The sequence below is a fragment of the Vibrio vulnificus NBRC 15645 = ATCC 27562 genome (assembly GCF_002224265.1).
In the GTDB taxonomy this organism is placed as follows: Bacteria; Pseudomonadota; Gammaproteobacteria; order Enterobacterales; family Vibrionaceae; genus Vibrio; species Vibrio vulnificus.
Window position 1 is genome coordinate 141,976 of record NZ_CP012882.1, and the last position, 24,613, is coordinate 166,588.

Consider the following 24,613-nt stretch of genomic DNA (forward strand, 5'->3'; position numbering starts at 1 on the left):
CCACGAAGACAAAACTTATATCGCCAACGAAAACCTTCAATAAACCATTTTTATCAATTGCTTAAATGCATTTATTTTAATGATTAATATGAACTTTCTCGGGGAAATAAAAAAGGAGCGCATTGCGCTCCTTAGGTATAAAACGTGCTTATTGTGTTCTTAAACGCTGCCAGTATTTCTCATAAATGGCGAGCGCTTCTGGACCCACATCATTAATAAACTCCCCTTTCTTCACATCAGCATCAGCCGGGAAAATCGTTGGGTTGTTTTTTAGCTCATCAGGCAACAGCGCTCTACCCGCGTTTGTAGCCGACGCATAGCCTAAGCTATTAACGATTTCCGCTTGATGCTCAGGCTGGTACATAAAGTTGATGAACTTATGTGCGAGCTCTTTGTGCTTGCTGCCTGACGGAATAGTAAAGTTATCCATCCACATAACCGCGCCTTCTTCAGGCATGACAAACTTAAGCTCTGGCATTTCAACTTGACCTTGGTAAGCATTGCCATTCCATTGCATGCCAACCGACGTTTCTCCAGAGACGTAAGGCACTTGAGGTGCGTCTGAGTTATAAAGCAGGACATTGTTCTTCAGCGCAACCAATGACTCGTAGGCTTTTTTGATCTCATCTTCATTCTTCGTATTGATGCTGTAGCCATTTAGCTTCAGTGCCATGCCAAATACGTCGCGAATATCGTCAATGAGCATAACTTGTTGTGCGTATTTCTTGTCCCACAGGTCAGCCCAACGTGTCACTGGCGCATCAACCATGCTTTCGTTGTAACTGATGCCCGTAATGCCCCAAATGTAAGGCAAAGAGTAATCGTTGCTTGGATCGTGAGCTTGGCCTAATAGGCCATCCATGGTGTCTTGCATGTTTGGAATTTTGCTATGATCTAGCTTCGTTAGCAGCCCTTCACGTCCCATCTTTTCAATGAAATAGGCCGAAGCGAAAACCACGTCGTAACCCGTCCCTTTCAGCAGCTTGAGCTTAGTGTACATCGATTCATTATTTTCAAAAGTTGAATAATTAATCGTGACACCTTCTTGTTTTTCGAAAGCCTTTAATGACGCTTCAGGTAAGTAACTTCCCCAAGCATAAACGTTTAGCACTTCATTCTCTGCCTGAGAAAGAGAGCTAAATGAGAGCGCGCTCAGAACCAATCCTTTGATGAACATATTCATAGTTTGCAATCCAAACAGTACCAGCACCATGCTGGGGGTCACGCGCATAATTAGGCAATTGTTAATGATTTGAAAGAAAAATAAATTTGTCGTTACGAGTCAACAAATTTGTCGCTTTATTCATCACTCGGAGGTTGGTTACCAGAGTCGTCGAGGGGGCTTTTTTCGAGGTTAATTCATGGGTTATAAACAAAAATCGCCTGTATAAGTCAGGCGATTTTGCATCGTTTGCTTTACGCTTTTAGCCCCGTCACTTGGGCCACTTCATTCACAACGGCGGTAACATTCTCCGCAATCCGCGCCAACGTTGCGAGCTCTTCGTCGCTAAAAGGGTGCATCAAGACTTTTTCTGCACCTTGCTTACCCACCACCGTTGGTAAGCTCATGAGCACATTGTCGAGCCCATATTGACCGGACAACATAGTTCCTATAGGCAGAACGGATTTCTCGTTGATCATAATGGCTTGGATGATACGAAACACGCTGGCAGAGATGCCATGAGTGGTGTTGTGCTTTCGCTTGAAAATCTCATAACCCGCTTGTTTGACTGACTCAAGTAACTCATCAGCATCAATGCGCTTGATATGATTGATATCGCAGTAATAATCGGCAGATTGCCCTGCAATAGAAATCAAACTTTTCGGTGTGAAACAGTGACTACCATGTTCTCCCAATACGTAACCGAAGACATTTTTGGGGTCAAGTTGAACACGGTTGGCAACGATGGTCATCAGACGCGCGGTATCAATCACACAACCACTACTGATCACCTTGTTTGGTTTAAAGGTCGTGTTACTAACGATAAAATGACTCACCAAATCACATGGGTTCGAAACAACGATTAAGATAGCGTTAGGTGCAACTCGCTCCACTTGACGCGCAATATCAACCCCAATTTTGGCGTTAATTTCTGCAATATCAATTCGAGTTTGTCCTTGTTTGATCTGTGCGCCAGCGGTGATCACCACAATGTCGGCTGCGAGCAGATCGAGATAATCTTTGGTGGGAATAATATGGGTGTTTTTCGAAAAGGTCAGCGCCGCGGTATGGCGAAAATCAAACACTTCCCCTTCCGCACGCTCTAAGTTCTGGTCCAATAGCACCAACTCACTGACGCTTCCCATCGTGAGAAGGTAGTTACAAATGCCCACGCCCACAGATCCAGCGCCAATTACCCCTATTTTCATCATTCATTCCCTGACATAGTACAACTTAGATCACAATTTTATGCTTATTACGCTACCTACTTCCATTTTATTTGGTCAATAAGACATAATTAAGTTGAAACGTCTAACCACTTTTCTCTTCACGATATATGCGTCGATAAGGTGGCGATTTTTCATCCTCTCTATACAGATTTTCGACTCTTCACTAACAAGCTTAGCTTACCGTCTGTCCGATACAAAATCAGTGAGAATAAGATCAGACCGCAACCAACAAGCTTGTTGGTCGAAAGAGATTCGCTGTACCACAGCACACTCAGTATCACTGTCCAAACCGGTTCGAGGATCATGATAAGCGCCGCATTGCCAGGATTGATCTGCTTTTGGGCCATTGTCTGCATCACGTATCGCAATGCGGTAGCGAGAATGGTACTCGCCGCAAACCAAGCCCAGATCGTTGGCTCTATATGAGTTGGCACGCTTTCGAAGAGCAAACTGGCCGACAAACCAATTATCCCCGTCACAAACAATTGAATACAGGTTAAAACCAAAATGGGTAGTGTTTGCGAATATTTGCTGTTGATATTAAAGTGCAAAGCCAAAACGACCGCATTAAACAAAAACCACAACTGACTGACCGAACTCTGCCAACCATCCGCCAAAGAGAGGAAAGCCAACCCCGATGCGGCAATCGGCAAGGAGACCCAGAAAATGCGTTTGGGTCTTTGCTTAAACAGCACCCAAGCAACAAATGGCACCATCAACATGGAAAGGCTGAGAATAAATGCCCCTTCACCCAATGTATCGCTGATGGAAATAGCGTGAATCCAACTCATCAGGGCCGTAGCTAAGAGTAATCCCACTAACGCTGCGGAGCGAATATCCCTCCAACTGGCTTTAAACAGAGAACGATAGCAAAAGGGGAGTAAGCAGAGTGAGGCGAGTAAAAAGCGCAGACCGACAAAACCAAATGGCGGCAGCCCTTGTATGGTCTCTTTAGAAAAAATCCACCCAAAGGCAGAAAGGATTGTCGCAAGAATTAAAATGCTGGCAGCTTTACGTTCAGAATTCAAAAGTTTTACTCTTTTGCTTGTTCGAAGATGAATCTCTTCGTTGGTTATTATTTCCCGACATAAGCAGGATATTTATTGAGCAAAAACATAATGCCAAAACGCAACCGATATCGCGACACGTTGGGCGAGTAAATTCTCACTCAGTGAGAATTACTTAACCATTAATTAAAAAGAAAACGAACTGTTGTCGATGGATTGAAAAGATCACACGAGAAACATTCGTAACCCGCATAGCCGAAGGAGATAAATTACCACTCAATATGGATCGGGGTGCCCATCTTCACTAAACGGATAAACTCATCCATCTCTTGATTGGTAAGCGCAATACACCCGTTTGTCCAATCAAAGCTTTGCACAAATCGCGGATCTCGCTGTTCACCATCACGCAGGCCATGCACCTTGATATCACCGCCAGGAGAGATCCCTCTTTCCTTTGCCAGTAAGCTGTCTATCGGATTCGGGTAACTGATGTGTACAGAGCGATAAAAGGCAGACTCTTCTGTCACATAATCCAGCGTGTAAATCCCTTCAGGGGTACGTTGATCCCCTTCTTGAACCTTATGCCCTTGTGGTTGTTTGCCCAATGCGATTCGATATTCTCGTATCACTTCCTCACCCGACATGAGGTAAAGTCGCCGTTTTGATTTATCCACTTTCACCCAGTCAACTTGCTCGCTCGCAAAGCAGCCAGAGCCCGTGCTGAGTATCAATAGCATCAACAGTAATCGCATCATTCACCGTTTAAAAAAAGCGTTTCCCACACTATACCGGACGAGGAAAATAACAGACAACTCTCCCCTCGGGCTAATTTGAGTTTGGCACAAGCTTCGAGGAAGCGGCGAGCTTAGTTTGGCAGCAGATCAATAAAATCAGTGCCAAAGAAACACCCAATAAGCTTACGTAAAAACTGCTGTAGTAGTTAAATAGCTCGCCAACAATACCAACCGACAAGCTCGAAACCAGCATGCTTAGCTGTAACATATTGGAAAACAGAGTTGAAGCGGTGCCCAATTTGTCTTTCATCATATCCTGCATGACCACCATCCCCAGCGTTGCACAGGTCCCGATAAAAATGCCATTAAGTATTTGAGCAACAATGAGGTGCGTGTAGTTGGTAGCCACTAACATCGCGCTGTAGAAAAGCACACCTGAAGCAATACCGACTTTCATGATGGTCAATGCACTCCATCTCCTGGCCAACTTTCCAGCCCACAACATCACTGGAATCTCGCACAGTGCAGCCACACCAAACAACACGCCAAGCCAGTTTGCATCGACTTTCAATTCTTGAGACAAGTACAACGGCATCGAAACGATGTAGAGATTGTTTGCGGCAAACGCGAGCACGATAATTAGGCAATAAATAAACACCAACGGATTCACTGAAGATACCCAGCCCCCATTCGCCCTACTCGGCTCTTTTTCTACACGAAGGTTGCGTTCCACATTAGGGATACCACGAAATATCACTAAAATTGACAGAGCAATAACGATGGCTGCGACAGTAAATGACGCTTCAAAGCCATACGCCGCTTTGAGCAGAAAAGCCAATGGAGGACCAAATACCCAAGCGATTGCTATCCCCGCTCGCATAGTGGAAACAAAGCTCGCGCTGTCGGTCACATACTTGTCGCCATACTCTCGTCCCAGAGCAAAAAGTTGCCCAAATGCCGCGCCACTGATGCTGCCCAATAACGCAACCACGGCAATCGCAATCCAGTAATCACGGATAAAAATAAAGCTCACTACGGTCACAAGCTGACAACTGACCGAAATCAACAAGATCGTCTTACGTTGCCACCCTCTGTCTGATTTGCCTGCAATCACTTGCGAAACTGACACAGAGCTTATTACCGCAACCACCATATAAAGACTCAGCATCATTGGTGAGGCATTTAACTGTTCAACCAAAAACAAGCTGGTGAGTGGATAAAAAAACGCACCACACAAGCCGATAATGGTGGCGGTAATCACAAATAAAATAGCGGTACGATCTTGCAACATACTCATTTCCGACTGACTTCATAAATGCTGAATATATCGGCTAGTTTATTCTCATGAACCCGCGTAAAGTGGTGCCATTCCATCGTTAACTAATATCATTCCGTCACTTTTCATTAATTAGGTGACCGAAATAGCCTAGCAACATGAAACCTTTCGTCGAAAACGTACTGCTTGAAGAGAGTTTTAATTGGTTAGTAAAAAGGTATCACTGTGAGGTTCCATTAGAAGAGTTCGCATGCCCATGGCATTACCACACCGAGTATGAACTGGTTTTCTACCTCGACTCAGATGGCATCTTTGAAGGGAAATATTTTGCGGGTGATGCCATAGGAACCACATCTCACAATACCTTGCTGCTCTATGGGCCAGGACTGCCACATATGGTTGCAGGTCAGTCGACCAGTCACGTAGCCAACCCCCTAGAGACCGTGATCATATGGTTCAGTCATCGGTGGATACTGGATGTTGTAAGTACGATTCCAGACGCACAAAGCATCGTAGCTCTTTTAGAGGAATCAAAGTACGGCTTGCTCTTCTCTCCAAGCATCGTCAACGAACTATCCGCATGCCTAATCGGATTAGAGCAGAAGCAGCGAAAGTACCAAGCTCTTGATATCATTCATATCCTAATGTGCCTATCAGACGACAAGGCAGCGCAGAGAGTCTCTTATACCCCTTATCAGCTAAAAGCGGTTAATGAACAAGGTGCAACCAATAAAAGGCTGCAACTCGCCAGAGCATTCATCGAAAGCCATTACTCTAAAAACATTCGAATGGAAGATTTTTGCCGTGCTTTACATCTTAGTGAAAGTTCTGCCTATCGCCTCTTTGATAAACACTACGGCTGCAGTTTCTCAGAGCATTTGAAGCAATATCGAATCGGCAAAGCGTGCGAAAAACTCACCCGGACGGACCTACCCATTCAATTAATTGCGGAGCAAACTGGTTTTCAGAATCTCTCTAACTTTAACCGTCACTTTAAATCCTTGAAACAGATGACACCGAAACAATTCAGGATACAGTTTCGCTGATGTTCATTACCTACGCTTAAGCACTTGTTAACCGCACTCTCTTTATAGCGAGTCTTTTTATCAATGTGATATACTTCACGACCATTTATCACAGAGAACACACCCATGAGCTTAAAAACTGATATTCAACAGCTGCACAACCGTCTTGATGCTTGCCAGCGTAAACTAGACGCAGCCCGTTCTCGTGGCGATCATGAAATGATCAGCAAATTTACCGATGAAGTGGACCAAGTTAGCAAGAAACTCTCTCAGCTCAAGCACAAACAAAGCTACGAGCGTAACAAAGAGCGCAAGAGTATTCTCGACTTACCTTTCTCTCGTGAGATCACCAAAGCAGAACAAGCCGATATAGGTAAACTGAAAAAAAGCGTCAAAGGACTAGTGATCGTCCACCCAATGACCAAAATGGGTAAAGAACTGCGTTTGGAAGTCATGACTGGCTTTGCACCTAAACCATTTTAAGTTGCTCTACATATATGACTGTAGATAAGGCCTGAGATGATTCTCAGGCTTTTTATTTGTCTGTTACTTTTCAGTGACTATAACGCCACTCACTCATCTCGATAGCCCAAAATTTCGAGCTTAGATTGCCATCATGCTAAGTGCGCTTAACATGGAGATTAGGGATTCTTTGAAGTTACGATAATCTGCCTTCAATGTGACAACTCACTTCAGGACGAGACACAAAGTCATTTCAAGCCAACATTCAAACGTCAGAAATGACGAAAGCCTGCAAATTACTTTGCAGGCTTTCTATGTAGTGGCGGAGAGATAGGGATTTGAACCCTAGGTACGCTATTAACGTACGCCGGTTTTCAAGACCGGTGCTTTCAACCACTCAGCCATCTCTCCACAAATTGTCCTAAAACTTAGTCTTACTTAAATAATGCTAGGTTTTAGTTTTGCTCTCAGACATTAACAATCTAAAAGCGGTAAGTAAGCCTGGCGATGTTCTACTCTCACATGGGGAAACCCCACACTACCATCGACGCTATTTCGTTTCACTTCTGAGTTCGGAATGGGTTCAGGTGGGTCCAAAACGCTATGGTCGCCAAGCAAATTCTTGCTTTTACTTTCAGCTTTTTCTAAAAACTGAAGGCAAAAAATCTGGAAAGCTGTTTATGTTCTCTACACATTCAATTCGTTCTTGCTTTGAGTCCATCAAAACCCTTTGGGTGTTGTATGGTTAAGCCTCACGGGCAATTAGTACAGGTTAGCTCAACGCCTCACAGCGCTTACACACCCTGCCTATCAACGTTCTAGTCTCGAACAACCCTTTAGGATACTTAAAGTATCAGGGAAGACTCATCTCAGGGCTCGCTTCCCGCTTAGATGCTTTCAGCGGTTATCGATTCCGAACTTAGCTACCGGGCAATGCGTCTGGCGACACAACCCGAACACCAGAGGTTCGTCCACTCCGGTCCTCTCGTACTAGGAGCAGCCCCCTTCAATCTTCCAACGCCCACGGCAGATAGGGACCGAACTGTCTCACGACGTTCTAAACCCAGCTCGCGTACCACTTTAAATGGCGAACAGCCATACCCTTGGGACCGACTTCAGCCCCAGGATGTGATGAGCCGACATCGAGGTGCCAAACACCGCCGTCGATATGAACTCTTGGGCGGTATCAGCCTGTTATCCCCGGAGTACCTTTTATCCGTTGAGCGATGGCCCTTCCATTCAGAACCACCGGATCACTATGACCTGCTTTCGCACCTGCTCGAACCGTCATTCTCGCAGTTAAGCGGGCTTATGCCATTGCACTAACCTCACGATGTCCAACCGTGATTAGCCCACCTTCGTGCTCCTCCGTTACTCTTTGGGAGGAGACCGCCCCAGTCAAACTACCCACCAGGCACTGTCCGCAACCCCGATTAGGGGCCAACGTTAGAACATCAAACATACAAGGGTGGTATTTCAAGGACGGCTCCAACGCAACTGGCGTCACGTCTTCAAAGCCTCCCACCTATCCTACACATGTAGGTTCAATGTTCAGTGCCAAGCTGTAGTAAAGGTTCACGGGGTCTTTCCGTCTAGCCGCGGGTACACTGCATCTTCACAGCGATTTCAATTTCACTGAGTCTCGGGTGGAGACAGCGTGGCCATCATTACGCCATTCGTGCAGGTCGGAACTTACCCGACAAGGAATTTCGCTACCTTAGGACCGTTATAGTTACGGCCGCCGTTTACCGGGGCTTCGATCAAGAGCTTCGCTTGCGCTAACCCCATCAATTAACCTTCCGGCACCGGGCAGGCGTCACACCGTATACGTCATCTTACGATTTTGCACAGTGCTGTGTTTTTAATAAACAGTTGCAGCCACCTGGTATCTGCGACTCTCGTCAGCTCCATCCGCAAGGGACTTCACCATCAAGAGCGTACCTTCTCCCGAAGTTACGGTACCATTTTGCCTAGTTCCTTCACCCGAGTTCTCTCAAGCGCCTTGGTATTCTCTACCCGACCACCTGTGTCGGTTTGGGGTACGATTCCTTACAATCTGAAGCTTAGAGGCTTTTCCTGGAAGCATGGCATCAATGACTTCACTACCGTAGTAGCTCGACGTCGTGTCTCAGCCTTAAGAGTATCCGGATTTACCTAAACACTCAGCCTACGCACTTGAACCTGGACAACCGTCGCCAGGCCCACCTAGCCTTCTCCGTCCCCCCATCGCAATTGTAAGAAGTACGGGAATATTAACCCGTTTCCCATCGACTACGCTTTTCAGCCTCGCCTTAGGGGTCGACTTACCCTGCCCCGATTAACGTTGGACAGGAACCCTTGGTCTTCCGGCGGGGAGGTTTTTCACCCCCCTTGTCGTTACTCATGTCAGCATTCGCACTTCTGATACCTCCAGCATGCTTTACAACACACCTTCAACGGCTTACAGAACGCTCCCCTACCCAATGTTCAAAGAACATTGCCGCAGCTTCGGTTTACAACTTAGCCCCGTTACATCTTCCGCGCAGGCCGACTCGACTAGTGAGCTATTACGCTTTCTTTAAATGATGGCTGCTTCTAAGCCAACATCCTAGCTGTCTAAGCCTTCCCACATCGTTTCCCACTTAGCTGTAATTTGGGACCTTAGCTGGCGGTCTGGGTTGTTTCCCTCTCCACGACGGACGTTAGCACCCGCCGTGTGTCTCCCGGATAGTACTTACTGGTATTCGGAGTTTGCAAAGGGTTGGTAAGTCGGGATGACCCCCTAGCCTTAACAGTGCTCTACCCCCAGTAGTATTCGTCCGAGGCGCTACCTAAATAGCTTTCGGGGAGAACCAGCTATCTCCGAGTTTGATTGGCCTTTCACCCCTAGCCACAAGTCATCCGCTAATTTTTCAACATTAGTCGGTTCGGTCCTCCAGTTGATGTTACTCAACCTTCAACCTGCCCATGGCTAGATCACTCGGTTTCGGGTCTATATCCAGAGACTATGGCGCCCAGTTAAGACTCGGTTTCCCTACGGCTCCCCTAGATGGTTAACCTTGCCACTGAATATAAGTCGCTGACCCATTATACAAAAGGTACGCAGTCACACCACGAAGGTGCTCCTACTGCTTGTACGTACACGGTTTCAGGTTCTATTTCACTCCCCTCACAGGGGTTCTTTTCGCCTTTCCCTCACGGTACTGGTTCACTATCGGTCAGTCAGGAGTATTTAGCCTTGGAGGATGGTCCCCCCATATTCAGACAGGATAACACGTGTCCCGCCCTACTCGATTTCACTGAACATGCATCGTCAACTACGGGACTATCACCCTGTATCGTCGGACTTTCCAGACCGTTCGTCTAACACATGTAAAGCTTAAGGGCTAATCCAATTTCGCTCGCCGCTACTTTCGGAATCTCGGTTGATTTCTTTTCCTCGGGGTACTTAGATGTTTCAGTTCTCCCGGTTCGCTTCATTGAGCTATGTATTCACTCAATGATACTGGCTTATGCCAGTGGGTTTCCCCATTCGGAAATCGTAGACTCAAGTGGCTGTTACTGCCTCATCTACGCTTATCGCAAGTTACTACGTCCTTCATCGCCTCTGACTGCCAAGGCATCCACCGTGTACGCTTAGTCACTTAACCATACAACCCCAAAGGGTCTTTGTTAAACAACCAAAGTTGCTATCTCATTATTTGAATGAGCGAGATAGCGTTGATTTTGCCGGACTCAATTTCGAATAGTCACTTAACAGTGACATTCCCAAGAACACTTGAATGTGTTTGTTGGTGTTTGTCTTAAAGACAAACATTGAGAACTTTACAAACAACAATAAATTGTTGTTTTGTCAGCTTTCCAAATTGTTAAAGAGCAATGCAATTCTCTATGAGAAACACACTTTTTAAAGACTTTCAGCGTCGAAAAATCAACCACAGACATAAAGAAGGTGGTTTTCATTAAGAAACACTAAAAATATTTAAAGAGTGGTGGGCGATACCGGGTTCGAACCAGTGACCCCTGCTTGTAAGGCAGGTGCTCTCCCAACTGAGCTAATCGCCCATTGCGTTCAAGAATGGTGGAGCTATGCGGGATCGAACCGCAGACCTCCTGCGTGCAAGGCAGGCGCTCTCCCAGCTGAGCTATAGCCCCAACTCTTGAAGTAATGGTGGGTCGTGCAGGATTCGAACCTGCGACCAATTGATTAAAAGTCAACTGCTCTACCGACTGAGCTAACGACCCATGGTATCCCGTAGGGGAGTCGAACCCCTGTTACCGCCGTGAAAGGGCGGTGTCCTAGGCCTCTAGACGAACGGGACACTAAGATACTCTAAACTTTCTAAACCATATCAATCTGTGTGAACACTCATCGCAATAATCATCGTATAAGGAGGTGATCCAGCGCCAGGTTCCCCTAGCGCTACCTTGTTACGACTTCACCCCAGTCATGAACCACAAAGTGGTGAGCGTCCTCCCGAAGGTTAAACTACCCACTTCTTTTGCAGCCCACTCCCATGGTGTGACGGGCGGTGTGTACAAGGCCCGGGAACGTATTCACCGTGGCATTCTGATCCACGATTACTAGCGATTCCGACTTCATGGAGTCGAGTTGCAGACTCCAATCCGGACTACGACGCACTTTTTGGGATTCGCTCACTTTCGCAAGTTGGCCGCCCTCTGTATGCGCCATTGTAGCACGTGTGTAGCCCTACTCGTAAGGGCCATGATGACTTGACGTCGTCCCCACCTTCCTCCGGTTTATCACCGGCAGTCTCCCTGGAGTTCCCGACATTACTCGCTGGCAAACAAGGATAAGGGTTGCGCTCGTTGCGGGACTTAACCCAACATTTCACAACACGAGCTGACGACAGCCATGCAGCACCTGTCTCAGAGTTCCCGAAGGCACTCCAGCGTCTCCGCTAGATTCTCTGGATGTCAAGAGTAGGTAAGGTTCTTCGCGTTGCATCGAATTAAACCACATGCTCCACCGCTTGTGCGGGCCCCCGTCAATTCATTTGAGTTTTAATCTTGCGACCGTACTCCCCAGGCGGTCTACTTAACGCGTTAGCTCCGAAAGCCACGGCTCAAGGCCACAACCTCCAAGTAGACATCGTTTACAGCGTGGACTACCAGGGTATCTAATCCTGTTTGCTCCCCACGCTTTCGCATCTGAGTGTCAGTATCTGTCCAGGGGGCCGCCTTCGCCACCGGTATTCCTTCAGATCTCTACGCATTTCACCGCTACACCTGAAATTCTACCCCCCTCTACAGTACTCTAGTCTGCCAGTTTCAAATGCAGTTCCGAGGTTGAGCCCCGGGCTTTCACATCTGACTTAACAAACCACCTGCATGCGCTTTACGCCCAGTAATTCCGATTAACGCTCGCACCCTCCGTATTACCGCGGCTGCTGGCACGGAGTTAGCCGGTGCTTCTTCTGTCGCTAACGTCAAATGATAGTGCTATTAACACTACCACCTTCCTCACGACTGAAAGTGCTTTACAACCCGAAGGCCTTCTTCACACACGCGGCATGGCTGCATCAGGCTTGCGCCCATTGTGCAATATTCCCCACTGCTGCCTCCCGTAGGAGTCTGGACCGTGTCTCAGTTCCAGTGTGGCTGATCATCCTCTCAGACCAGCTAGGGATCGTCGCCTTGGTGAGCCTTACCTCACCAACTAGCTAATCCCACCTGGGCATATCCTGACGCGAGAGGCCCGAAGGTCCCCCTCTTTGAGCCGAAGCTATCATGCGGTATTAGCCATCGTTTCCAATGGTTATCCCCACATCAGGGCAATTTCCCAGGCATTACTCACCCGTCCGCCGCTCGCCACCCGAGAAACAAGTTTCTCTGTGCTGCCGCTCGACTTGCATGTGTTAGGCCTGCCGCCAGCGTTCAATCTGAGCCATGATCAAACTCTTCAATTAAAAGTTTTTTGAAGCTTTCGCTTCGGCTCAATGAATACTGAATAAATTGACTGTGCCGATACTTAGTATCGTTTTGGTCACTCAGTTCATTGATAAATCTTTTGGATTATCATCAACGAGTGCCCACACAGATTGATAGGTTTATATTGTTAAAGAGCTTTGCTTTTCGAGAAGTTTTTCTCTCAAAGCGGAGGTGCATTCTAGCGAGTTAATTTGAAGAGTCAAACACTTTTTCAAATTTATTTTCTCAGAAGCTTTTACCTCACCCGACGTTGCTGAGGCCTTACGCCGTCTGCCGTGTCGGTGGATGCGCATTATAGGGAAGGCAGTTTCTTTGGCAAGTGCTTTTCGATAAAAAATGTCATAAACCCGTTCGCATGCGCAAACAATGAACAAACGGTTATTTTTCTTGATTCCATGTTAAGAAAAAGCATCTATTTTCGTCAGAAATCGTTCAACCAAGCATCTTGGAAATCGGATACATTGAGTACTCTGTGGCTTTCTTCCCACTGATGAATCCTTTCCAGCTCATTCAATACACTCTTTATTGTCAGTGTATTGTTGTCTAACTCGAACACTTGCTGCTGAGTTTGATAGTAGAACTTGAGAATGGTTATTGCTTTCTCATTGTGTTCGTTGTGTGCAGCATTCTTGAGGATATTCAATTTTCGATAGATCTTTAAATGAGTCTGTTTGAGCTTCCACACATACAAGAGCTCATCAAAATAGCGATGTGTCTTTATTTGATTCATTATTGAAAGCGTACTGACAAACGCTATTAGTACTCCTAAAAGATTCCAAACAAAATTGCCCGTCGATTCGCCTTCTACAATCTCTGTGTTGCCAAATAGGGCAATCAACAATGTACTAAATGCAATGGCAGAACAAGCAAAAGCCAGTAGAAATGCCACTATCACCATGTTCCCTTTCTTTCTATATTCTTCTTTATTTATTTGACGCACGAATACCGCCCTCCTTCTTTTAGTGCCAGACTAGTTTAACCAAGCAATACGCACTCGCAACGTTTCCTTTGTAAGCTTTCTCTCAATCGCTCTCTCTTTCACTCTACACTTTGATAGCAGCATGACTCGCAACAGACTATTTGTTGGGTATATACTCCGTGCATTCGAATTCACTGCAAAGGTCTATCATGCGTACATTTGTATTACGCGCACGCGCTGCGCCGACAAACAGTCGAGCGTTATTAGAAGGGGTCGGTAACGAGGCTCATACTGAGATTCTTGCACATACTCTGATGAACACGATGTTTGTCGCACAGTCACATCGCCAAGATGTTGTCGTTCATCTGGTTTTAGAGAGTACCAAAGACTTTTCGCGTACGATTACCATTCACTCTAACGAAGTTTCAAACGTGGGTGGCTTCCACGAGGCAAACTTGTTGAACATTGTTGTTCGTGCGCTTGATGCTTCTACGGGTATGGGCAAAGAAGAACTAAGAAATGTCGAACCAGGTGTGACCGTTCGTACAATTAGCTTTGAACGATTGGTCCAGCAGTTGGCTGAAGACCATCAGCTATATATGTTGGAAAAGAAAGGCGAGTTTGTTCGCGACATTAAGTTTGCCGCCAATCCTTGTTTTTTACTTACTGACCATATTCCGATGCCAAAGAAAACTTTTAACAGTCTGAAGCGTCTCGGAACGCAAAACATTAGCCTTGGCCCTAAAATGTTGTTTGCCTCCCAATGCGTCACTCTGATTCAAAATGAATTGGATCTGCAGGAATAAATGCGAAGGGCTCATTAGAGCCCTTTTTCTTGCTCAAAATTCATCATTGGCGTTCTCTATCCCAATCAAGACGTAGATAACACTCCAAGTGTCTTTGTTCCCTTGAATACTCGCTTGCGTCGAGTTCAATTACTGATATCATTTTTGCCAACATAGTCGGGGAGCCTTATCGGCTGAGATCGCTACGCGAGACCCGTTGAACCTGATTCAGTTAATACTGACGTAGGGAACTATTACGCGCATATCGCTTTCTGCTTTATGCGTTGGTATACCAATATAGTTGGTAATATTGTTGGTATAGACAGTTCCTGTACGTCTTGTTCTAGGATACAAGATGCTACTTACTTCAACTACTCAATCTCTTATTCCATGCGTTCTCACCATTGCCGGTTCTGACAGTGGGGGTGGAGCAGGTATACAAGCCGATATAAAAGCCATTTCAGCCACGGGCAGTTACGCAAGCTCAGTGATCACTGCCATCACCGCGCAAAATACGATGGGCGTTAATGCCGTATTTCCGATCCCTACCGAGTTTGTTGCAGCGCAGCTGGATGCCGTTTTCAGCGATCTCAATATTCAAGCGGTTAAAATTGGTATGCTTGCAGACCGTCATATTATTCGATTGGTTGCCGAAAAAATTCGCCAATATTCGCCAGCGAAAGTGGTACTCGACCCCGTGATGATCTCCACCAGCGGCCACGCGTTATTACAACCAGATGCGATCGCCGCACTGAAGGAGCACTTGATTCCACTGGCAGATATCGTGACGCCGAATATCCCTGAATATGTGGCACTCACCGGAATGCCCATCCCTAACACTGAGCAAGAGATGATCTCGAGCGTCGAAAGTTTAAAAGCGCTGAACTGCCCTGCCATCTTATTAAAAGGCGGGCATTTGTATAATGAGTCCCACAGTAGCGATCTTTTGATCACGCCACAGTTTTGTGAATTCATCCGTAGCAAACGCCACTCTACACGCAACACCCACGGTACTGGCTGCACGTTATCTTCAGCCATCGCGTCTTATTTGGCTCAAGGTCATCGCTTACACAAGGCTGTCTTTTTGGCCAAGCAATACATATCACAGGCGATCGCTCATGCCGATGAGCTATCCGTTGGTCAAGGTCATGGCCCCGTCAATCACTTCTTTGCAGGACACATGAACGTCCGCTAGAAAAGGCCTCCATCGTCATCTTTTGCTCGGGAGTAAGTGCTGTCCCATGGCCTACAGTCACTACCCAGCGCTACCGAGCTTAGAACCCATCTCGAAATAATTGACAGATGCTTGATACTTTCATCTTGCACACTCACCTATAATGGCGGTTTTTCTTCACAAGCTTTCTCGATGAAAACAGTATTCACACCAAAACGTTACTCACTAGTCGCTCTTTCGTGTTTCGCAGCTTTGCTGACTTTAGTTACTTGGTTTGCCTCAGGTATTGATTTGAGGTCTCCTGTACCAGATTTTCTTGGTCTCACTTTTACCCTAGTGACCGATTCCGCTGGCAGTAAAGGCTTTGCTATTACACTGGTCGCTTTAAGCTTGCTGGTTTTACGTCAACACTCTGGACGATATTTTGTTGTGGGTCGATTTGCTGTACTAGCACTTATGCTGGTTTTAAGTTTTGCTGGAAAAACGGGATTAAAGCAACTCACAGAGTCACCCCGCCCCTACACCGAATGGATGGCTTCTGAACATTTAGTTGATACCCCACAAGCATTCTACAATCTCGATGCGACTCAACAAGTAACACTAGTAAAGACACAGGAAGAAACGATCAGTCCATGGCGTTTGCAACATTGGGAAGGTGAAACCGATTATTCCTTCCCCTCGGGTCATACAATATTTGCCAGTTTATGTGTGGCTTTCTTTGGGGGTATCTTTCTGATGCAAAAGCGCTATGTGGCGTTTGTCACGACCCTTGCTTGGGCGAGTTTGGTCGCTTATAGCCGCTTATGGATTGGTATGCACCGACCAGAGGATCTATTTGGCTCACTTGCGTTTATTGCCATGATCACAGCGCTATTGCCAAATTTTCTACCGATACCAACATCAGTCAGGAAGTTTTTACGCATTCGGGAAAGCACAGTTTAAAGCAGCCGTGTTTCATATTTGCCGACCAAGGATAGGGAGGTGAATAATGATGAAGAAACTGAATGGTGTTCAAAATAAACGTAAAAAGAAGGTCGTTTGGTAAAAGTAGGACAACCAAGCGACCAAAAGCTATTTAAGCTAAGCTAGTTTTACAACCAAAGCATAGAAAGTGTTGTCTGTGAGGACCAACTCACTTAGACGAGCACATTATAGCGAGACAATACGGAAAGGAAAGAAATAAAACCCATCATCCGTTATTTACTGACTTTTCTGTGACATCACTGGTTTACCTTTGGTTAAATTTCAACCCACTAGAAACCTTTCTAATTAGCTCAGCATATAGGACAGCTAATATGGACGACTGCATAGCCGATCGCCATATAAAGCGCTTTTTCCGCTTCTTTAGGATCACCAGAGATTCGATTGGTGAGAGACATTCGTCCTTCAGCACTACAAATGATCTCTCCCACGTTCTGGATGAGGTTCCGAAACATTCTATCTTCATTTACAGCGTTAACCCATGAGAGATAAAAGGCTTCAGGGGATGAAAATTCAAGAGCTTGGATGATGTGTTCGACCGCTTTCGGTTTAAGCTCATCCAATAACTCTTCTTTTTTCTTAAAATGCCCATTGACGCAAGAACGACTCACCCCTGTTTTCTCAGCAATATGCGTATAGGTTAAGTGTTCATAGCCTTCTAGCAGGAGTATTTTAAACGATGCATCTATAATATTTTGGTGTGTTTTTTTGGCCACAGCTTGGCTGACTCTTGGCATTGTCATCTCCTACTAAAAGCGGCAAATCCTAACGCTTTCATAAAACCTGCTCAAGAAAATTGATCGATAAAGTGGTCCGACTTTAGCGACATTCTCCTCTCATAAATCCGTTATTATTATTATCAACAAGGCTCAAAAAGCGCAACAATCAATCAAAAAGTATCATTTTATGGCACTCGCGATGATAAAAAAGACCACAATTTGAGTGTTTATCAATAACAAATATAAAAGACATTATCTTTTATTTATTTTCACAAAGTTCGATATCAGTATGCCTCACACTATTGGGGATAACCAAAAAGCAAAAATCCTTCGCGCAATACGAAGGATTTTGTTCAGTCGATAACATTTTAAGTCAGGTATGAGCAGGCGCAACTATGAAAATTAGAGATCACGCATTAAGATTTCGTACTCTTCTTGCGCTTCTTTAACCAAACTTTTTAGCTCTTGCGCGTCTGCGGTAGCAAGCATCACTTTCCAAGGAGAGTGTGCTTGTTGACAAACTAATGCCACCCCTTGTTTGTCACTAGAGAAAGCCAACTGTTCAAAATCAGCCACATAGTGTTGACGCTGACCTTTTATTTCAACATCAAGCTTTCCTACTGGGTTGATTTCTACATGTGCATAGCGCTCTGGTTTAATACTCACTCGATAATCCCTATGTACCGTGATCATGACGCCCTCCAAACTGTGCGGTTACCATCCCAACATCAGTTTAGGAGAGTTTCTACGCAGTGGAGGCCAAATCGGTTGGAATATTGATCCCGGTTAACTTGTCGTGCAAAAAACGTAAAAAATTGCGCATATCGAGTCATTTGACTGGGCATTTAATCAGACAACACCTGCTGCTGGATCACCTGCAAAACACCAGACTCTTCATTGCTTGGTGCGATAAAACGAGCGAGTGCTTTCACTTCAGGATGGGCGTTGGCCATCGCATAGGAATGGTAGCTTTGTTTAAGCATTTCTACGTCATTGAAATAATCACCAAAGCTCATGGTTTGTTGGCGTGTAAAACCCAACGTTTGCTGTAAATGTCTAATCGCCGCGCCTTTTGACGCTTCTGCGTTCATCACATCCAACCAAATCTTGGCACTCACCACCACCTGATGGGTCGCATCAAAACGTTCGCTGAATGATGTGTGTAATTTTTCTTGTGAACCTTCAAAATGACAAATCGCCACTTTGATGAAAGCCTCATCAACATCCAGCAGATCGGGGACATATTGGCAGCGATGGTAATACTTACTGATTTCTTCAATCGCCTCAGGATGCTTTGTTTCGACATAAGCCGATTCTTTACCACATAGCACAATGTGGGCACCATCAATGGTGCGAGCCAACTGAATAATGTCTTTAATATCCGTGCTAGCTAAACCACAGCTGTAGAGCTCTTTTCCTTGATGCATGACTAATGTGCCGTTTTCCGCAATAAACATCATGCGCTCGTTGATTGGGGAAAACGTCTCACGCAGGCTGTAATACTGCCGACCAGAGGCAGCCGCAAAGATAATTCCTTTATCTTCTAACGTTTGATAGATGTGGAAAAACTCTGGTGCCAATTTTCCTGATGGATCCAGCAGGGTGCCATCCATATCGGCAGCAATGAATTTGATTTCTGACAACGACATTTAATTACGACTCTAAACAGAAGAGAAAGGCCGTTATGTCACCAGAAAATATCGAGTTTGTACAGTCTTGATGAGTGGTATAACTCATAGAGAATATTACTTAAAAAGCGGTAGCAGCTGCTTAAACTCTGGACATTTCCCATCACGCATTAATTCAAAAAGCGCCATTTCCAACCCCGACAAACCGATGCCATTGGCTTCAAATTTTCTCAACGCTAAGGCTTTGTTTTGTGGGTCTCGGGATGAGACACAATCTGTCACCACCTCAACTTGGTAACCCATTTGTTTCAAATCAACTGCCGTTTGATAAACGCAAATGTGCGCTTCAATTCCGCATAGCAACCACTGCTCTACTTCGCTCGCTTGGATGGCATTGCTGATAGTTGCTGTACCGCATCCAGAAAAAGTCGACTTATGAAAAGGTTGATAACCTTGCAACGCATTGGCGATAGGCCCAACCGTAGCACCTAAATTTTCAGGAATTTGCTCCAGCCAAATGATGGGTAAACCCAACATTTTTGCTCCTTCAATCAACTTAGTGATGTTGGTGATCATCTGTTCACTTTGATCCACCATCTGCGCCAATTTCCCTTGCACATCCACCACGATTAGCCCAGTTTTCTCTTTCTCTAGCATGCTGACCTCTATCCATCAAACCCGTCTGTTTGCTTTCACTATAGCTTGCTTTTCAGTTGCCTACATCACGACCAAAGGCCAATAAGAGCTGAACACAAATCAAACAAACAGACACGCGTTACTTTTCCTGATGCTTTTTCCGCAGTAACATACTTCGGCTAACGTGCTGTATGAGACAGACGTTTGGCGAAATTATTTTTTTATTCTCAGGGCGGGGCGAAATTCCCCACCGGCGGTATACCGAATGAGGTGAGCCCGCGAGCGCTCGATTCGTCGAGGTCAGCAGATCTGGTGAGACGCCAGAGCCGACGGTTATAGTCCGGATGAGAGAGAATGAAACTTCACCAGAGCTGTTTAGCGCTGGTGCATTTCGTTTTGGAAGAGACACTTCCAGCCTCATGCTGCCCTGATTCTGGTGATTATTAGGAGTTAACCATGAATCAGTCATCTCTACTTGCCGAATTTGGCGATCCGATTACTCGCGTTGAAAACGCTTTGCTTGCGCTCAAAGAGGGACGCGGCGTACTACTGCTGGATGATGAAGATCGTGAAAACGAAGGCGACATTATCTATTCCGTTGAACACCTTACTAACGCACAAATGGCGCTGATGATTCGCGAATGCAGCGGCATTGTCTGTTTGTGCTTAACCGACGAGCACGCCAACAAGTTGGAACTGCCGCCCATGGTCGTTAACAACAACAGTGCTAACCAAACCGCGTTTACCGTCTCGATTGAAGCAAAGCAAGGTGTCACCACAGGTGTTTCTGCGCAAGACCGTGTGACGACAATCAAAACAGCGGCCAACCCACATGCAAAACCGGACGATCTTGCTCGCCCCGGTCATGTTTTCCCGTTACGTGCTCGTCCAGGTGGTGTTTTGGCTCGTCGCGGACATACCGAAGGCACGGTTGATCTGATGCAAATGGCCGGATTGCAGCCTGCAGGCGTGTTATGCGAGGTCACCAACCCTGACGGAACCATGGCCAAAACACCTGAGATTGTTGCCTTTGGCAAACAACACAATATGCCAGTACTCACCATTGAAGACATGGTGATGTACCGCAATCAGTACGACCTCAAGTTGGCGTAAGCGCAGTCAATCACTGAGCTGTTCACCATTGAGCGGTTCATCGTTGAGCAGCTCATCGGTAAACAGTAACAAGGCCAGCATTGCTGGCCTTGTTCTATCTTGGTGGTTCTGTTTTGGTGCTAGATTTTATCTAAAGGAACGCCCTTTCGTCGGTAACTTGACCAAATGAGCACTCGAATGTGGAAGCTCACGCGTACGGCGGACATTAGTTAACGGTTTGAAATCCTCCGCATTAAACGCATCATCCTTTTTAAGATCGTCGCACAACTTATCAATCAGCTTCTTAGTCACATCCCACATAGTAAACATATGAACGTATTTACGGGTCTTAAGTCCTGAGCTGGAGTCCGGCTCATCGATCTCTTCCTTGGCTAACGAGTATTTAAAGATAATCTCGTCCTTTGGCTGGCAGAAAATAAGCGACAAAGAGAGCGGCGTTCGTTGAAGCCACAACCCTTCAGGAACACCACTATCAGGTTTTTCATTTTTCCAATAGTCCGCGACTTCTTGCAACTTTTGATAAGCGTATTGCGCCATCTTCTGTCCGCGCATCGCCAGTTTGATCTGCTTTTCATAGCTGTGTTTGGCAAAGTAATCCCATAGGATTAGAGGGGATATTCCGCTACGGGAACCCGCAAAAGTAGTATCGGGAGAACCAATATAGGTTGGGTTATCCGGTGGAGAAACCATAAACTTATGCTTGGTCATATAAACCCCGGTCGGCCATGGTGCGCCTGGCCACTTATGACCACTAGTGACGATGGAGTGCACCATAGGGTTACGAAAATCGAAATCTGGCCCAGTGTAACAATGGTTTTCTTCAAAGAAGGCTTCATATTTAGGCAGTTTCGCCGCCATTTTGACAAACGGCATATAGCTCGCGCCAAGTGCGCCATCAATGTGAATCCAATAGCCCGTGCGCGTCTCCGTTTTAGAAGGGTCACTCGGGTCGATAGGCACTTGACGCTCGTACAGCCCATTCTCTCTGAACACCTCTTCCAACATTTGGGTTGCTTCATTGATGTTGTCATACGCACCTTTAAAGGTGGTACCGTAGTTGAGCACCACAATGATTGGGTAGCCTTTCTCAGCAAAAAACTTCACATAGGCCTTTAGCTTTTTAATATCGATCGCGCCTGAGCCAACAAGCTTGTTACTGGGTTTATCGTTGATTTGCGGCTTATCATCGTCAAACTCTACTGTTGGCGCTTCCGAAGGCACTTCAGAAGGCCAAACGTCGCCTTCCCCGCATGGGTTTTCATTTGGGTAGAGTCGGTTACCGAGTGAGCCGAAGGTTTCGATTTTCTCTACCGCCATCGCTTTAACAATCGAATAGTGGGTATCCTCAGAGAAAAAGGCAACTGGGGTGTAGGCATTGGGATTATCTTCCGGCGCTTGCGGATAGTGTGCATACAACTGGCTGCTTTTTACCACCTTGCCTTCCGCGTCTTCGCCACAAATTTCATCATCCAATAGTGTTTGACCAGACAAATAATCTCGCGCATTGAGCATTGCGTACAAGTTGCCTTCAGTGCTGCCCATGGTCAGTACATAGCCCCAATAACTTTCTGGATCACCGCGATCCCATGTACCATCGCCTTTTAAATATGGTCCTTGCGATGGCCATTTGGCGTTCCAAAGCGAAGCAAAATAATCCAGCACCATTCGTTCGACAAACTTGGTGTTAACGGTGTAATTGCCATCAACAAATGGGTCGCCGACGTTGTTCATACTGATGTCTAAAAACGGCGCAATTCGTTCGCGATAGTTGATTTTCTCTTCGGTCTGATAGCCTAAAAATCGTTTTTTTTGCTGATTAACGTATTGGAGAATTTCTTGAAAAGCAGCGCTTTGCTCACAAGCACATTGACCAGTGGGTGGAATTTCAAAGCTCGCTTGACGAATGCTCTGCTCTTCCAAACCAAATGATTCATTTCCTCTCAAATAGACTTTCACCGGGTCCTCCTCCGGTGGTGAAATCAGCCCTTGCGCAAATTCAGGGACTTGTTGATACCAAGGCAGTTGCTTCGGCCCGTAGCCGATGGTGACGTTGTGTTTCTCTGTCATACTATTTCCATTTTATTGTTATGGTCTGACTCAGACCCAGCCAAAAACAAATATGAATATAGTTGCTTATTTTAAAATTGCCATCGCCAAAAAAGGCGACCCGTGGTCGCCTTGTCCTCTGCTCTTTCTGCTTTACAGTGTCAGCAGATAATTCACCAGTTCATTGTATTCTTGAATTGTGGTGATTTTGTCTGCTTTCACAATGTACTTATTGTTCACGATCACGCCAGGTACACCCGTCAAAGTACTTTCCTTAAACTGCTTATCAAAACGCTTTTGCATCGAGTTAACGGCAAAACTGTTGTAAGCCGCATCGTATTTCTTGGCATCAACACCATTGTCGATGAAGAGTTGACGCAACTCAGCTTCCGTTTGCGGTGCTTTGCGTTTTTCGTGGATTTGCGTGAACATCGCCGGAACCATGGTTTTTTCTGCATCCAGCGACACCATTGTGGCGTACGCTTTGGCGACAGGGACTCCCATCTCGCCACCCATAAAGGAAACATGCACTTTCTCAAATCTTGCCTCTTCAGGCAGAGATTTCTTCATGCTCTCCACCACGCCCTCAAAACGGTAACAGTGTGGGCAGTAGAAGGAGAAATATTCCGTCACGACAGGTTTCTGCGATTTGGCGGTAGGTAATACCGTGTAATGAGTGCCTTGTTCAAATTTCGCTGCGTATGCAGACACGCTCAGCAACAATGCCGAGAACATAAAGACGATTTTCTTGATCATGTTAATACCTTGAATAATCTAATTTTTATTAATTAATGAATGAAATAAAGATTAAACAAAGGTTGAAATGGGAGGACGAAAGAGCGATTCGTTCATCGAGAAGGCTTTGACCGATTGGTCACGAGAAATCAATGCGAGAGCGAAAGCTTGTTGCAACGATGCCAGTTGCGCTTTAGAGGCGGGCATTTTGCCTATGCACACCGAATGACAGCCATGAGAAGGCTGACTACTTTCCAATTTTATGTCGTGATGAACATCAGGACATGTGGTTTCAGTTGCTTGCACTGCAACACTCTCTGAAAAAGAAAGCGTGTTTTTGATCATTTCTGACGATGCCATAAAGATGATCGCCACGGCTAACACGATCAATAGTGGCATTCTAAACAGTGAGTACAAAAACAACCTCTCCTTGGCAATGAGGGAACTTGCCCTAGGTTAACAGCAAAAAACGTTCTGATGGAAGCCTTTCAAACAGGCAAGCGCTCCAAGTATGACTTTCTTTCCTCTTATCAGTTCCCTAACCAAGCAATAATCAGGTTTAACCTGCCTTCGTAACTTGCAAACACTATGAAACAGGAGTAATACTTATTCGGTTGTTATGAGATATATAAGGATATTGTTATGTTAAAAAAACGCTTTTTCAAAACCAAAGACGAAGTCGAAGTGACGTTTGAGGTTCAACAAGAAAACTGGGAAAGCGCGCACGTTGTTGGGGAGTTTAACAACTGGAAGCCAGAGCCAATGACTTTGGTGAAAAAAAGTGGCTTATTTAAATTCAAGACGCGCCTGCCGAGAGAACAAAAAGTGGAGTTCCGCTATCTCTTTAATCAAAACCAATGGGGTAACGATCCGCAGGCTGATGGCTATGTTGCCAACGGTTTTGGTAGTGACAATGGTTTTGTCTTGACCAGCGAATAATGGCCAAGCAATGGCCGCTCTATCGAGTTGAAAGGCGCATTTTGCGCCTTTTTTCATTGAGTTTTTGCTCAGTCACTCTACTATGCAAACACGGCAAGGAGAGCCGAATAAA

At 45.8% G+C, this 24,613-nt stretch carries 20 protein-coding genes, 5 tRNA genes, 3 rRNA genes and 2 riboswitches; of the genes, 7 read left to right on the forward strand and 21 right to left on the reverse strand.

Going from position 1 to position 24,613, the window contains the following annotated elements; translation table 11 throughout:
• Positions 1-148: 148 nt before the first annotated feature.
• The 5 genes from AOT11_RS16435 to AOT11_RS16455 all read right to left on the reverse strand — a co-directional run bounded on the left by AOT11_RS16435 (position 149) and on the right by AOT11_RS16455 (position 5,423).
• The gene (locus AOT11_RS16435; protein WP_026050404.1) at positions 149-1,183 is read right to left on the reverse strand and encodes an ABC transporter substrate-binding protein; all 1,035 of its coding nucleotides are present in this window, start codon (positions 1,181-1,183) and stop codon (positions 149-151) included.
• A 233-nt stretch (positions 1,184-1,416) separates the two neighbouring features.
• A complete protein-coding gene (locus AOT11_RS16440; protein WP_026050405.1) occupies positions 1,417-2,370 on the reverse strand; it encodes a lactate/malate family dehydrogenase in 954 nt (317 codons plus the stop codon).
• 161 nt (positions 2,371-2,531) lie between these two features.
• Complete coding sequence (locus AOT11_RS16445) at positions 2,532-3,419, reverse strand: DMT family transporter (protein ID WP_017420077.1); 888 nt, start codon at positions 3,417-3,419, stop codon at positions 2,532-2,534.
• 248 nt (positions 3,420-3,667) lie between these two features.
• Positions 3,668-4,153: a L,D-transpeptidase family protein gene (locus tag AOT11_RS16450; RefSeq protein ID WP_017420076.1), complete on the reverse strand. Its 486-nt coding sequence runs from the start codon at positions 4,151-4,153 to the stop codon at positions 3,668-3,670.
• A gap of 70 nt (positions 4,154-4,223) precedes the next feature.
• A complete protein-coding gene (locus AOT11_RS16455) occupies positions 4,224-5,423 on the reverse strand; it encodes a sugar efflux transporter (protein WP_026050407.1) in 1,200 nt (399 codons plus the stop codon).
• A gap of 143 nt (positions 5,424-5,566) precedes the next feature.
• Here AOT11_RS16455 and AOT11_RS16460 point away from each other — a divergent pair, with 143 nt between their 5' ends.
• Both AOT11_RS16460 and AOT11_RS16465 read left to right on the forward strand, forming a co-directional pair.
• Positions 5,567-6,454 carry an AraC family transcriptional regulator gene (locus AOT11_RS16460; RefSeq protein ID WP_017420074.1) on the forward strand — a complete coding sequence of 296 codons (888 nt, stop codon included), beginning with the start codon at positions 5,567-5,569 and terminating at the stop codon, positions 6,452-6,454.
• Between the two features lie 105 nt (positions 6,455-6,559).
• Complete coding sequence (locus tag AOT11_RS16465) at positions 6,560-6,916, forward strand: YibL family ribosome-associated protein (protein ID WP_011082311.1); 357 nt, start codon at positions 6,560-6,562, stop codon at positions 6,914-6,916.
• A 299-nt stretch (positions 6,917-7,215) separates the two neighbouring features.
• On the opposite strand, the gene AOT11_RS16470 is transcribed toward AOT11_RS16465, so the two are convergent.
• From AOT11_RS16470 to AOT11_RS16510, 9 genes are all read right to left on the reverse strand, one after another.
• A tRNA-Ser gene (locus AOT11_RS16470) sits at positions 7,216-7,306 on the reverse strand.
• An 88-nt stretch (positions 7,307-7,394) separates the two neighbouring features.
• A 5S ribosomal RNA gene (gene rrf, locus AOT11_RS16475) occupies positions 7,395-7,510 on the reverse strand.
• A 126-nt stretch (positions 7,511-7,636) separates the two neighbouring features.
• Positions 7,637-10,524: ribosomal RNA gene (locus tag AOT11_RS16480) — 23S ribosomal RNA — on the reverse strand.
• 340 nt (positions 10,525-10,864) lie between these two features.
• Positions 10,865-10,939, reverse strand: a tRNA-Val gene (locus tag AOT11_RS16485).
• Between the two features lie 14 nt (positions 10,940-10,953).
• Positions 10,954-11,029, reverse strand: a tRNA-Ala gene (locus AOT11_RS16490).
• Between the two features lie 14 nt (positions 11,030-11,043).
• Positions 11,044-11,119 (reverse strand) — tRNA-Lys (locus AOT11_RS16495).
• A 1-nt stretch (position 11,120) separates the two neighbouring features.
• Positions 11,121-11,196: transfer RNA gene (locus tag AOT11_RS16500), tRNA-Glu, on the reverse strand.
• A 67-nt stretch (positions 11,197-11,263) separates the two neighbouring features.
• A 16S ribosomal RNA gene (locus tag AOT11_RS16505) occupies positions 11,264-12,804 on the reverse strand.
• The 16S, 23S and 5S rRNA genes sit together here with 5 tRNA genes alongside, the layout of an rRNA operon.
• Positions 12,805-13,247: 443 nt before the next feature.
• On the reverse strand, positions 13,248-13,766 hold the full coding sequence (locus tag AOT11_RS16510; RefSeq protein WP_017421888.1) for a DUF3087 family protein: 519 nt from the start codon (positions 13,764-13,766) through the stop codon (positions 13,248-13,250).
• A gap of 188 nt (positions 13,767-13,954) precedes the next feature.
• On the opposite strand from AOT11_RS16510, the gene trmY reads away from it, so the two are divergent.
• The 3 genes from trmY (at position 13,955) to AOT11_RS16525 (ending at position 16,646) form a co-directional block, all read left to right on the forward strand.
• Positions 13,955-14,551 carry a tRNA (pseudouridine(54)-N(1))-methyltransferase TrmY gene (trmY, locus tag AOT11_RS16515; protein WP_026050568.1) on the forward strand — a complete coding sequence of 199 codons (597 nt, stop codon included), beginning with the start codon at positions 13,955-13,957 and terminating at the stop codon, positions 14,549-14,551.
• A gap of 147 nt (positions 14,552-14,698) precedes the next feature.
• Positions 14,699-14,797: riboswitch (TPP riboswitch) on the forward strand.
• An 88-nt stretch (positions 14,798-14,885) separates the two neighbouring features.
• Positions 14,886-15,725, forward strand: a complete 840-nt coding sequence (gene thiD, locus AOT11_RS16520; RefSeq protein WP_017421887.1) for a bifunctional hydroxymethylpyrimidine kinase/phosphomethylpyrimidine kinase — start codon at positions 14,886-14,888, stop codon at positions 15,723-15,725.
• Between the two features lie 171 nt (positions 15,726-15,896).
• Positions 15,897-16,646 carry a phosphatase PAP2 family protein gene (locus AOT11_RS16525; protein ID WP_026050569.1) on the forward strand — a complete coding sequence of 250 codons (750 nt, stop codon included), beginning with the start codon at positions 15,897-15,899 and terminating at the stop codon, positions 16,644-16,646.
• 332 nt (positions 16,647-16,978) lie between these two features.
• On the opposite strand, the gene AOT11_RS16530 is transcribed toward AOT11_RS16525, so the two are convergent.
• The 4 genes from AOT11_RS16530 to AOT11_RS16545 all read right to left on the reverse strand — a co-directional run bounded on the left by AOT11_RS16530 (position 16,979) and on the right by AOT11_RS16545 (position 19,689).
• A complete protein-coding gene (locus tag AOT11_RS16530) occupies positions 16,979-17,422 on the reverse strand; it encodes a TetR/AcrR family transcriptional regulator (RefSeq protein WP_017421885.1) in 444 nt (147 codons plus the stop codon).
• A 384-nt stretch (positions 17,423-17,806) separates the two neighbouring features.
• The gene (locus AOT11_RS16535) at positions 17,807-18,097 is read right to left on the reverse strand and encodes a hypothetical protein (protein WP_017421884.1); all 291 of its coding nucleotides are present in this window, start codon (positions 18,095-18,097) and stop codon (positions 17,807-17,809) included.
• Between the two features lie 152 nt (positions 18,098-18,249).
• The gene (locus AOT11_RS16540) at positions 18,250-19,053 is read right to left on the reverse strand and encodes an HAD family hydrolase (RefSeq protein ID WP_017421883.1); all 804 of its coding nucleotides are present in this window, start codon (positions 19,051-19,053) and stop codon (positions 18,250-18,252) included.
• 96 nt (positions 19,054-19,149) lie between these two features.
• Positions 19,150-19,689: a hydrolase gene (locus tag AOT11_RS16545; RefSeq protein WP_026050570.1), complete on the reverse strand. Its 540-nt coding sequence runs from the start codon at positions 19,687-19,689 to the stop codon at positions 19,150-19,152.
• A gap of 198 nt (positions 19,690-19,887) precedes the next feature.
• A riboswitch (FMN riboswitch) is annotated at positions 19,888-20,028 on the forward strand.
• A gap of 96 nt (positions 20,029-20,124) precedes the next feature.
• Between AOT11_RS16545 and ribB the strand changes: the two genes are divergently transcribed.
• Positions 20,125-20,781, forward strand: coding sequence for a 3,4-dihydroxy-2-butanone-4-phosphate synthase (ribB, locus tag AOT11_RS16550; RefSeq protein WP_017421882.1), 657 nt, complete (start codon positions 20,125-20,127; stop codon positions 20,779-20,781).
• A 126-nt stretch (positions 20,782-20,907) separates the two neighbouring features.
• Here ribB and AOT11_RS16555 read toward each other — a convergent pair whose 3' ends face one another.
• The 3 genes from AOT11_RS16555 to AOT11_RS16565 form a co-directional block, all read right to left on the reverse strand.
• A complete protein-coding gene (locus tag AOT11_RS16555; RefSeq protein WP_017421881.1) occupies positions 20,908-22,848 on the reverse strand; it encodes a pyridoxal-dependent decarboxylase in 1,941 nt (646 codons plus the stop codon).
• Positions 22,849-22,980: 132 nt separating this feature from the next.
• Complete coding sequence (locus AOT11_RS16560) at positions 22,981-23,583, reverse strand: thiol:disulfide interchange protein DsbA/DsbL (RefSeq protein ID WP_017421880.1); 603 nt, start codon at positions 23,581-23,583, stop codon at positions 22,981-22,983.
• A gap of 51 nt (positions 23,584-23,634) precedes the next feature.
• Positions 23,635-23,979, reverse strand: coding sequence for a hypothetical protein (locus tag AOT11_RS16565; RefSeq protein ID WP_223848366.1), 345 nt, complete (start codon positions 23,977-23,979; stop codon positions 23,635-23,637).
• A 225-nt stretch (positions 23,980-24,204) separates the two neighbouring features.
• Between AOT11_RS16565 and AOT11_RS16570 the strand changes: the two genes are divergently transcribed.
• Positions 24,205-24,501: an isoamylase early set domain-containing protein gene (locus tag AOT11_RS16570; RefSeq protein WP_017421878.1), complete on the forward strand. Its 297-nt coding sequence runs from the start codon at positions 24,205-24,207 to the stop codon at positions 24,499-24,501.
• Positions 24,502-24,613 lie beyond the last annotated feature (112 nt).